Source organism: Christiangramia marina (genome assembly GCF_048285865.1).
In the GTDB taxonomy this organism is placed as follows: domain Bacteria; phylum Bacteroidota; class Bacteroidia; order Flavobacteriales; family Flavobacteriaceae; genus Christiangramia; species Christiangramia marina.
On record NZ_JBLVTK010000003.1, the window covers coordinates 65342 to 75899 of the forward strand.

Consider the following 10558-nt stretch of genomic DNA (forward strand, 5'->3'; position numbering starts at 1 on the left):
GAAGTTGAAGTTACAAAAAAACTTGCTCCAAAAATTGCTGCTGCGAAAAGTACTGCTTTAAGTTTCATAATATAAGATTTTAATATGGTTGTTTCGTTTTGTTCTGAGACAAACATAGAACAACTTAAAATCCTGTGGGTTAAAACATTAATCGTACCTTTGCGCCCTTTTTCAAGGCAATAAATACCTGAAAAATCGCATAAAAAACTTTAAAAATGTTAGTTTAAATCTGTTTATAAATCGTTTAACGAATATAAATTAATAAATCAGGTTTATAAAATATCTGCAAAAGTAATAATATTCTTACGAACAATTTTTAGCGTCAAATTCACGAAATTTTGATTTCGTTAACTTAACTTTAACATTCTTGAATTCTCCGATACTACCTTAATATGCAGTTTTTGATGATCATCACTAAGTAGTTTCCCTACTTTTTGTGGCCATTCAATCAAATTCCATGCTCCAGAATCCAGGTAATCTTCAAATCCAATATCTAATGCTTCCATATCTGATTCGATTCTATAGAAATCGAAATGATATACAGCACCCTGATCTGACTCGTAATGGTTAACTAATGAAAATGTTGGGCTGGAAACGGCGTCTTTAACGCCCAGTGCTTTAGATAACTCTTTGATTAAAGTTGTCTTGCCAGCACCCATCTCGCCGTAGAAGAGCAGTGTTTTACTCTTTGTATTACGTAGAATGTAATCTACTGCTTGATCCAGTTCGTGAAGTTCGTAGGTTAACTCCATAAATTCAATATGTCAGATTTGGGATGATAAAGATATATAAAAAAAGGATATACAGCTGTATGTTTTTGATAATCAATTAGGTACAGCTATTTATCTTGTCGTTCAGCGAATAAAAACGTCGTTCATCGATTATTTTGGGTTTAGGACTACAAAGGGGATTACAACTTCTTCTAAGGAAATACCACCATGCTGATAAGTATTTCTATAATAACTTACGTAATGATTGAAATTATTGGGATACGCAAAGAATAAGTCCTCCTTTGCAAAAATATAAGAACTACTCATATTAATGGTTGGTAGATGAACCGACTTAGGATTCTCTATGGCAAAGACCTCTTTATTCTCGTAAGTCAGACTTCTGCCTGTTTTGTATCTCAAATTTAAACTTGTGTTCTTATCACCAATGACCTTAGAAGGGTTCTTAACATTGATCGTTCCATGATCTGTGGTAATGATCAATTTAAAACCTTGTTGTTGTGCTTTTTGTATAATATCAAGTAATGGTGAGTTTTTAAACCAGCTCTGGGTTAAGCTCCGGTAAGACTTATCATTAGAAGCTAGCTCCTTTATCACTTCCATCTCGGTCTTGGAATGAGAGAGCATGTCTACAAAATTATAAACAACTACTGTAAGATCGTTGGATTTCTGACTCTTAAAGTTATCTGCCAGCTTTCTTCCCGCCTTCAGACTTGTGATTTTATGAAATTCGTACCTCAGGTCTTTTCCTAATCTCTTGAGCTGTTCCCGAAGAAAATCAGATTCGTGTAGATTTTTACCTCCTTCTTCAGTATCGTTCTTCCAGTATTCTGGAAAAAGTTTTTCCATTTCACTTGGCATCATTCCAGAGAAAATCGCATTTCGTGCATATTGTGTTGCAGTTGGCAAAATACTGAAGTAAGCATCCTCTTTCTCTTTCTTATAGTGCGTCGTGATAATTGGTTCTAGTGATTTCCACTGGTCATATCTTAAATTATCAACCACAACTAGCAACGTTGGCTCTCCAGGTTTGATTTCTGGCAGAATCTTTTTCTTGAATAAAGTATGAGACATCACTGGAGGCTCTCCACCTTGCTGAAACCAATCCTCGTAATTCTTAGAAATGAATTTAAAGAACTGATTATTTGCCTCCTGTTTTTGAGATTCAAGAATTTCGAACATTCCTGAATCTTCAATTTCTTCTAACTGTATTTCCCAGTAGATCAATTTTTGATATAACGAAACCCATTCTTCATAGGAATTCACCTGAGACAATTCCATCGCTATTTTCCGGAACTCTTGCTGGTAGTTGGAAGTTGTCTTCTCAGAAATGAGTCGGGAGTGATCCAGATTTTTCTTTAAACTCAGTAGAATCTGGTTAGGGTTTACCGGTTTGATAAGATAATCGGCGATTTTAGATCCAATCGCTTCCTCCATAATATACTCTTCTTCGCTCTTGGTGATCATAACCACCGGCACCGTTTCCCTACGCTCTTTGATTTCAGTAAGGGTTTCCAGACCGGTAAGCCCCGGCATATTTTCGTCCAGGAATATAATGTCAAAATTTTCTTCTTCGATGAGTTCAAGGGCTTCAGTTCCACTTTTGCAGGTTTTAACCTCGTAGTTTTTCTTCTGTAGAAATAATATATGTGGTTTTAAAAGGTCAATTTCGTCATCGACCCATAATATCTTTATCGTCATAATTTTGATTATTTATGGCTTCCGAAGAGAACCATTATAATTGAAATAGAACTTATTACCGGGGCTAAGTTCATATATGTATCTTTGTTTTGAACATTAGATTATAAAAGCTTGGCTTCACAAACTAAACTCAAAATACTAAACGATCCAATTTACGGTTTTATTACCATTCCTAATGAACGGATCTTTAAGATTATCGAGCATCCGTACTTCCAGAGATTGCGTAGAATTTCCCAAATGGGCTTATCTTATCTTGTCTATCCGGGGGCACATCACACGAGGTTTCATCACGCTCTAGGCTGTGTACACTTAATGCTGAAAGCAGTTAGGATACTCAGGATTAAAGGCGTAGAGATTTCAGAAGAGGAAGAAGAAGCATTGCTTATAGCAATTTTAATGCATGATATTGGACATGGTCCTTTTAGTCATGCGATGGAACACAGCCTGGTGGAAGGAGTAGATCATGAGACTATTTCACTCCTTTTCATGGAACAAATGAATACTGAATTTAACCAAAGTTTAACTCTGGCTATTCAGATTTTCAAAGGAAGTTACGATCGCAAATTTATGAATCAGTTAATTAGTAGTCAGATGGATATGGATCGTCTTGATTATCTAAAACGCGATAGTTTCTATACTGGTGCCGTAGAGGGTAATATTAATAGTGAACGCCTAATTACTATGCTGAATGTGGTGAATGATGAACTGGTGGTGGAGGAGAAAGGTATATATTCTGTAGAGAAATTTTTGATAGGTAGACGCTTAATGTACTGGCAGGTGTATTTACATAAAACCAGCCTGGTGGCAGAGCAATTGCTTATACGGGTTTTAAAGCGGGCCAAGGAATTAATAGGTGAGGGCCATCAATTACATGCCAGCGGTAGTCTATTGTATTTTCTTCAGAATAAAGTGGAAAGACATAATTTCGATCAGCATACTCTTGTGATGTTTTCGAGACTTGATGATAATGATGTGATCTCTGCAATGAAGGAATGGATGTATTCAGATGATTTCGTACTCAGTAATTTGTGCGAAATGATCATTAACAGGAAACTTCTGAAGAGTAAGATCAAAAAGAAACGACCTTCCCAGGAAAAACTGGATCAGCGAAAAAAAGCTCTTCAGAAGAAATATAATATTTCAGAAAAAGAAGCATCCTACTTTGTATTCGAGGGGGAAATCGCAAATCTTGCCTATAAACGAGAAAAGGATAATATCAATATTTTACATAAAAATGGTAAAATATGTGATGTAGTAAAGGTTTCAGACCAGTTTAATCTCAAAGCTCTTACAAATACTGTGACCAAATACTATATGTGTTATCCAAAAGTTAAAGATTAGTTCATTTTTTTTACTTTTGCCAGAATGAAATTTACAGCGAAACAAATTGCCGAGATATTGGAAGGTAAGGTGGAAGGAAATCCTGAAGCCGAAGTTTCTGAACTTGCTAAAATAGAAGAGGGGAGTGAAGGATCACTAACTTTTCTAAGTAATCCTAAATATAATAGCTTTTTATATACCACGAATGCGAGCGTTACGATCGTTAACGAGAACTTCGAGGTTGAGCAACCGGTTAATACTACATTGATCAAAGTAAAGGATGCCTACAAGGCTTTTTCAACTTTGCTTGAATATTACAACCAGATCAAGCTAAATAAGTCGGGGATTGAAAATCCCAGTTTTATTGCTAAATCTGCTACCTATGGTGACGGACTGTATCTGGGTGCTTTTGCATATATAGGAGACCAGGTGAAACTGGGAGAAAATGTCAAGGTCTACCCGAATGCTTACATAGGTGATAACGTGCAGATAGGTGATAACACCACTATTTTTGCTGGAGTGAAGATCTATTCTGAAAGTATTATAGGAAACGATGTGACCATTCATAGTGGTGCTGTAGTAGGTGCTGATGGTTTTGGATTTAGTCCGGGAGAAACCGGTGCTTACAGTAAGGTTCCGCAGATAGGGAATGTTATTATAGAGGATCATGTAGATATCGGTGCAGGAACGACTATAGATCGTGCAACCCTGGGTTCCACGGTAATCAAAAAAGGTGTGAAACTGGATAATCATATACAAATCGCTCATAATGTAGAAATAGGGGAGAATACTGCTATTGCTGCACAAACTGGTGTTGCCGGATCTACGAAGATTGGAAAGAACTGTCTTATTGGAGGACAGGTAGGGATTGCCGGGCACCTAACGATTGGAGACCGTGTGAAAATACAGGCCCAATCTGGCATAGGTAGAGATATAAAGGATGATGAGATGCTTCAGGGATCGCCAGCTTTTGGTTATGGTGATTATAATAAGTCCTACATACATTTCAAAAACCTACCAAAAACAATGAAATTAATTCACCAACTGGATAAAAAGATTAATAATGGCTAATAAGGTTTCAAAACAAAGAACCATAAGAGAAGAAATTTCTCTTGAAGGCGTTGGCCTGCATACTGGAAAAGAAGTAACGCTGACTTTTAAACCAGCACCTGTAAATACAGGCTATGTGTTTAGAAGAACAGATCTTGAAGGATCTCCTGAAGTAGAGGCAGATGTAAATTACGTTGTAAATACTCAGCGTGGAACTAACCTCGATAAAAAAGGTGTTACGATCCAGACTTCGGAACATGTACTTGCTGCCTGTGTAGGTCTTGAAATAGATAACTTATATATTGAGCTGAACGCTCCTGAACCACCAATTATGGATGGTTCTTCCAAATTTTTCGTAGAAGCGCTTGAGAAAGCTGGAGCTGAAGAACAGGAGGAAGATAGAGATGAATTCGTGGTCACCGATATTATTTGTTATCGTGATGATAATGGATCTGAAATCATCCTCATGCCTGCAGATGAATATCAGGTAACTACCATGGTGGATTTTGGAACCAAAGTACTGGGTACTCAAAATGCTTCTATAGAGCATATTTCAGAATTTAAGACTGAAATTGCCGATTCCAGGACGTTTAGCTTTCTGCATGAAATTGAAACTTTGCTGGAACATGGCCTTATAAAAGGTGGCGATCTAAACAATGCGATCGTATATGTAGATAAAGAGATTAGTGAAGATACTCTTGAGAAGTTGAGAGTAGCTTTCGATCGAGATGATATTTCAGTAAAACCGAACGGGATCCTGGATAACTTAACATTGCATCATCCAAATGAAGCAGCAAGACACAAACTGCTGGATGTTATAGGGGATGTGGCTTTAGCAGGTACAAGGATCAGAGGTAAAATCATTGCCACAAAACCTGGTCATTATATTAATACTGAATTTGCTAAGAAATTAGCCAAGGTTATCAAAGCTGAAAAAAGGAATAATGTACCTAAGATCGATCTTTCTCAACCGCCACTTATGGATGTGAATGATATCATGGATACGTTACCGCATAGATCTCCGTTTCTCTTGGTAGATAAGATTTATGAGCTGACAGATACTCACGTTATCGGGATGAAGAATGTGACCATGAACGAACCATTTTTTGTTGGTCACTTTCCTGGGAAACCAGTAATGCCCGGAGTATTGCAAGTAGAAGCCATGGCTCAAACCGGTGGAATATTGGCTTTAAAGTCGGTTCCGGATCCTGAAAACTATCTAACCTTCTTTATGAAGATCGATAATGTGAAGTTCAAAAGACAGGTGGTGCCTGGGGACACTCTAATTTTTAAGCTGGAGTTACTGGCTCCTATTCGTCGTGGAATTTGCCAGATGCAGGGCTATGCCTATGTAAACGGACAATTAGCGACCGAAGCCATTCTTATGGCACAAATTGTAAAATCAAAATAAAAACTATGAACCAACCTTTAGCATATGTGCATCCGGGAGCAAAGATCGCCAAGAATGTGGTGATCGAACCTTTCGCGACCATACATAACAATGTAGTGATTGGAGAAGGTACCTGGATTGGTTCCAATGTTAGCATCATGGAAGGTGCACGTATTGGTAAGAATTGTAGTATTTTTCCAGGTGCAGTAATTTCTGCGGTGCCTCAGGATAAGAAATTTAATGACGAAGATACTCTTACTGTAATTGGTGACAACACAACCATTCGGGAATGTGTTACCATTAACAGGGGAACTACAGATAGAATGAAGACGGTAATTGGTAATAATTGCTGGATCATGGCCTATTGCCACGTTGCTCATGATTGTATCGTAGGAGATAATTGTATCTTTTCAAATAACAGTACGCTTGCAGGTCACATAAACGTTGGGGATCATGTAGTTCTAGCGGGAATGGCAGCAATTCAGCAGTTTTGCAGTATTGGAAAACATGCATTTGTCACCGGTGGATCCATGGTTAGGAAAGATGTTCCGCCATTTGTAAAAGCGGGTAGAGAACCTTTGAGTTATGTAGGTATTAATTCTATCGGACTAAGACGAAGAGGTTTTTCTACGGAAAAGATCAGGGAAATTCAGGATATTTATAGAATATTATACCAGAAGAATTACAATAATTCCCAGGCGGTAGCGATCATTGAAGCTGAAATGCAGGCCACCGCAGAAAGGGACGAAATATTAGAATTTATTAAAAACTCACAAAGAGGTATCATGAAAGGATACTTCAGTTCAAACTAAAAACTTATGGCTAGTACCAGTGATATCAGAAACGGTTTATGTATTCGTTACAACCACGATATTTATAAGATCATTGAATTTCTTCATGTAAAACCAGGAAAGGGCCCGGCCTTCGTTAGAACTAAACTGAAAAGTGTTACTACAGGAAAAGTTCTTGATAATACATTTTCCGCAGGGCATAAGATTGAAGATATTCGAGTTGAAACTCATAAATTTCAATTCTTATATGAAGATGGTGAATTCTGGCATTTTATGAATGTTGAAGATTATACTCAAATTCGACTTACAGAAAATGCTCTGGATATGCCGAAACTCTTAAAGGAAGGTGAAGTCGTAACGATTCTTATCAATACTGAAGATAACATGCCACTTTCAGTAGAAATGCCAGGAAGTGTAGTGTTAGAAGTTACACATACAGAACCTGGTTTAAAAGGAAATACCGCTACAAATGCTACAAAGCCAGCAACCGTTGAAACTGGTTATGAGGTGAATGTTCCTCTTTTTATCAACGAAGGTGATAAGATCAAGATCGAAACTGAAAAAGGTACTTACAAAGAGAGAATTAAGGAATAATCTATGAAATTCCCTCAAAAACATAAGCTTTCTCAAATAGCAGATCTAATTGATTGTTCGTATGTAGGTGAAGCAGATTTTCCTGTGCTGGGTATGAATGAGATTCACGTGGTGAATCCAGGAGATATCGTTTTTGTGGATCATCCTAAATATTACGATAAAGCACTCAGCTCTGCAGCGACGGTTATTCTTATTAATAAAGAAGTAGACTGTCCTGAAGGTAAAGCTTTGCTTGTTTCTGAAGATCCATTTCGCGATTTCAATAAGCTTACACGCTATTTCAAACCATTTGAAAAACTGAATACGACCATCGCAGAATCTGCAAATATTGGTGAAGGATCTGTCGTGCAACCCAATGCCGTTATTGGCAATAATGTATCTATTGGAAAGAACTGTCTTATTCACGCGAACGTTACTATTGGTGATAATTGTGTGATCGGTGATCATGTGATTATCCATAGTGGAACGGTACTGGGAGGTGACGCTTTTTATTATAAGAAACGACCAGAAGGATTCGATAAGTTACTATCAGGTGGTAGAGTAGTAGTGGAGGACCATGTAGAGATAGGAACGAATTGTTCGATAGATCGAGGGGTTACTGGAGATACTATAATCGGTGAAGGTTCCAAGCTCGATAATTTAATTCAGATCGGGCATGATACTGTTATCGGAAAAAATTGTTTATTAGCATCTCAAATTGGAATAGCTGGTTGTGTGATCGTAGAAGATGATGTTACTATCTGGGGACAGGTTGGAATAAGAAGTGATGTTCGAATTGCTACCGGAACGGTTTTAATGGCACAATGCGGAGTTTCAAAAGATACTACACCTGGCACAACCTATTGGGGCACGCCTTTTGGTGAAGTACGAACAAAACTTAGGGAATATGCGGCGATTAAACAATTGCCGGAGATTGTCAAAAAATTAAAATAAGATTTATGGATCTAGAGACTAAAGATATTGTAACCAAATTTTACGAATCTAACTTCTATAAAGATGAAGAAGTGCTGAAGGCATATCTTCATCCAGATGTTGAATTACGCTGGTACGGTACTACAGGATTCAGAAAATTAAATTTAGAAGGTATTTCTGCGATTACAAAAGAGATTTCAGAATCATACGAATCATTGCGGGCTGAGACTGAAAAGATAATCTCCAGTGAGAATGAAGCTGCTATTCATTTTACTTATTTCGTAAGAACTATAGAAAACCCCGAAGAGGAAATGCCATTGGCGCATTTTGTTGCAATGTGGGAGCTGAAAGATGGAAAACTTTACAAGGGCACTCAAATTAGTCAGCTAGGCGAAGAGATCGACGATGATCCCTGGTCATAAAACTTCAAACCCTCTGATTCACAGAGGCTTTTTTTATACTTAATTACTTCTACGTTTGTAGAATTGATTATTTATTCTACATTTGTAGAGAATCAATATTTACTCAATGTTATTATCTAATGCTGAAGAAGAACTAATGCAATTGCTCTGGAAACAGGAGAAAGCTTTTATGAAAGACCTTATCGAAGCTTATCCTAATCCAAAACCTGCTACTACGACTATCGCAACTTTGCTTAGAAGAATGCAGGATAAAAATTTTGTTGCTTATGAGCAGATAGGCAGATCCAGAGAATATTATCCTAAGGTGAGCAAGAAAGCTTATTTCTCGAAAAGAATGAATGGGATGATCAAATCCTTTTTCGATAATTCTGCCTCGCAGTTCGCATCTTTTTTTACTGAAGAAACAGATCTTACTGACGCTGAGTTGAAGAAATTGAGAAAACTGATTGATGAGAAAATAAAAAAGGACTGAGATGACGGAGTATATCTTAAAATCTGCGGGATGTTTGCTGGTTCTTTTTAGCTTCTATAAATTTTTTCTGGAAGCTGAAAAGTCCAATAGACTAAAGCGTTTTTATCTAATCTTCATGCTGTTATTTTCAGCGATGCTGCCTCTTATAAGCATTTCTTACGAGGTAGCTGCCAAAGAGTTCGTGGAGACTGCGCCGATATTAGTGATACAATCTGAAAACTCATCGGCAGAACAGGAAACTGGTTTTATAGACCAATATGGAAGTCAGATATTGCTGTTTATATATTTCATAGGATTCTTGGTTTTTGTGCTTCGGTTTATATGGAACCTCCATAAGATGCGATTGACGATAAAATCAGGTCAGCTTAAAAAAGAACTTCCGTATATCTATGTGCTGCTTGGTAATTCCATCAATCCTTTCAGTTTCCTGCATTATATCTTCTTCAGTAAAAAGGAATTTAAGAACTCACAGATTTCGGAAGCGGTGATAGCACATGAAAAAGCACATGTAGATCAAAAACACACCTGGGATCTTCTATTTCTGGAACTGGTGAATGCGATTTTCTGGTTCAATCCAATATTTATATACATCAAAAATTCTATCAAATTAAATCACGAGTTCCTTGCCGATGAGCAGGTACTTAACAAACATCAGAACCTGAGAGATTACAGTGAACTTCTTTTAGGATACAGCCGGGGACAGGAAACTAACGTTCTGGCAAGTCCCATTAATTATTCATTAATCAAAAAACGAATACTTATGATGACAAAAAATCTTTCAGCCAGACGGCTGAGTATGAAAATGCTGGTATTGTTACCCATTCTTGCAGGTTGTATATATACTTTCAATGAAGAAATTATAGCGAAGCCAGTGCTATCAAATGGAGAAACCTCCGAATTGATCGAGCTTCAGAAGAAAAATACGGTTTATATCACGGTGAACGATGAAGATATTCTTTTGTACAACAAACCTGTAGCCCTTAAAAATTTTACCGATGAGTTGGATAAGATTACAAAGGATTGGAATAACTGGCAGTTGAAAAACCCATATTTTTATGTAGATTTCGCTAATTCAACTACCGGTTTTATTGACAAACTCAATGCTGAGTATCGCAAAACTGAATTATCCAGAATTTCAGGAACTGAGTTTCTAGCTCCAAGCACACCAGAAACTGGTG

11 protein-coding genes are annotated in these 10558 nt (G+C 37.3%); 9 read left to right on the forward strand and 2 right to left on the reverse strand.

The genetic code is table 11. From position 1 onward, the window contains the following. Positions 1–347 precede the first annotated feature (347 nt). Complete coding sequence (tsaE, locus tag ACNKXS_RS11065) at positions 348–752, reverse strand: tRNA (adenosine(37)-N6)-threonylcarbamoyltransferase complex ATPase subunit type 1 TsaE (RefSeq protein WP_417920899.1); 405 nt, start codon at positions 750–752, stop codon at positions 348–350. 129 nt (positions 753–881) lie between these two features. Further along, entirely contained in the window at positions 882–2432 is a 1551-nt protein-coding gene (gene porX / locus ACNKXS_RS11070; protein WP_417921246.1) for a T9SS response regulator signal transducer PorX, read from the reverse strand. A gap of 108 nt (positions 2433–2540) precedes the next feature. Here porX and ACNKXS_RS11075 point away from each other — a divergent pair, with 108 nt between their 5' ends. The 9 genes from ACNKXS_RS11075 to ACNKXS_RS11115 form a co-directional block, all read left to right on the forward strand. Then, a complete protein-coding gene (locus ACNKXS_RS11075) occupies positions 2541–3770 on the forward strand; it encodes an HD domain-containing protein (RefSeq protein WP_417920900.1) in 1230 nt (409 codons plus the stop codon). A gap of 24 nt (positions 3771–3794) precedes the next feature. Next, a complete protein-coding gene (lpxD, locus tag ACNKXS_RS11080; RefSeq protein ID WP_417920901.1) occupies positions 3795–4820 on the forward strand; it encodes a UDP-3-O-(3-hydroxymyristoyl)glucosamine N-acyltransferase in 1026 nt (341 codons plus the stop codon). After that, a complete protein-coding gene (locus tag ACNKXS_RS11085) occupies positions 4813–6210 on the forward strand; it encodes a bifunctional UDP-3-O-[3-hydroxymyristoyl] N-acetylglucosamine deacetylase/3-hydroxyacyl-ACP dehydratase (protein ID WP_417920902.1) in 1398 nt (465 codons plus the stop codon). The genes lpxD and ACNKXS_RS11085 overlap by 8 nt, the downstream gene beginning before the upstream one ends. Positions 6211–6215: 5 nt before the next feature. Then, on the forward strand, positions 6216–7001 hold the full coding sequence (gene lpxA / locus ACNKXS_RS11090) for an acyl-ACP--UDP-N-acetylglucosamine O-acyltransferase (RefSeq protein ID WP_141877641.1): 786 nt from the start codon (positions 6216–6218) through the stop codon (positions 6999–7001). 6 nt (positions 7002–7007) lie between these two features. Continuing rightward, positions 7008–7574 carry an elongation factor P gene (efp, locus tag ACNKXS_RS11095; RefSeq protein ID WP_295180585.1) on the forward strand — a complete coding sequence of 189 codons (567 nt, stop codon included), beginning with the start codon at positions 7008–7010 and terminating at the stop codon, positions 7572–7574. Between the two features lie 3 nt (positions 7575–7577). Beyond that, entirely contained in the window at positions 7578–8507 is a 930-nt protein-coding gene (locus ACNKXS_RS11100) for a UDP-3-O-(3-hydroxymyristoyl)glucosamine N-acyltransferase (RefSeq protein WP_417920903.1), read from the forward strand. A gap of 5 nt (positions 8508–8512) precedes the next feature. After that, positions 8513–8908: a nuclear transport factor 2 family protein gene (locus ACNKXS_RS11105; protein WP_417920904.1), complete on the forward strand. Its 396-nt coding sequence runs from the start codon at positions 8513–8515 to the stop codon at positions 8906–8908. 106 nt (positions 8909–9014) lie between these two features. Further along, positions 9015–9380, forward strand: a complete 366-nt coding sequence (locus ACNKXS_RS11110; RefSeq protein WP_417920905.1) for a BlaI/MecI/CopY family transcriptional regulator — start codon at positions 9015–9017, stop codon at positions 9378–9380. A 1-nt stretch (position 9381) separates the two neighbouring features. Then, a partial coding sequence (locus tag ACNKXS_RS11115) for a M56 family metallopeptidase (protein WP_417920906.1) occupies positions 9382–10558 on the forward strand: 1177 nt, incomplete at its 3' end.

Excerpts from the sequence above, each read along its gene's own strand:
- lpxA (WP_141877641.1), top strand. The coding sequence starts at position 6,216 with ATGAACCAACCTTTAGCATATGTGCATCCGGGAGCAAAGATCGCCAAG.
- ACNKXS_RS11105 (WP_417920904.1), top strand. The coding sequence starts at position 8,513 with ATGGATCTAGAGACTAAAGATATTGTAACCAAATTTTACGAATCTAAC.
- ACNKXS_RS11110 (WP_417920905.1), top strand. The coding sequence starts at position 9,015 with ATGTTATTATCTAATGCTGAAGAAGAACTAATGCAATTGCTCTGGAAA.
- efp (WP_295180585.1), top strand. The coding sequence starts at position 7,008 with ATGGCTAGTACCAGTGATATCAGAAACGGTTTATGTATTCGTTACAAC.
- ACNKXS_RS11100 (WP_417920903.1), top strand. The coding sequence starts at position 7,578 with ATGAAATTCCCTCAAAAACATAAGCTTTCTCAAATAGCAGATCTAATT.
- tsaE (WP_417920899.1), bottom strand. The coding sequence starts at position 752 with ATGGAGTTAACCTACGAACTTCACGAACTGGATCAAGCAGTAGATTAC.
- ACNKXS_RS11085 (WP_417920902.1), top strand. The coding sequence starts at position 4,813 with ATGGCTAATAAGGTTTCAAAACAAAGAACCATAAGAGAAGAAATTTCT.
- lpxD (WP_417920901.1), top strand. The coding sequence starts at position 3,795 with ATGAAATTTACAGCGAAACAAATTGCCGAGATATTGGAAGGTAAGGTG.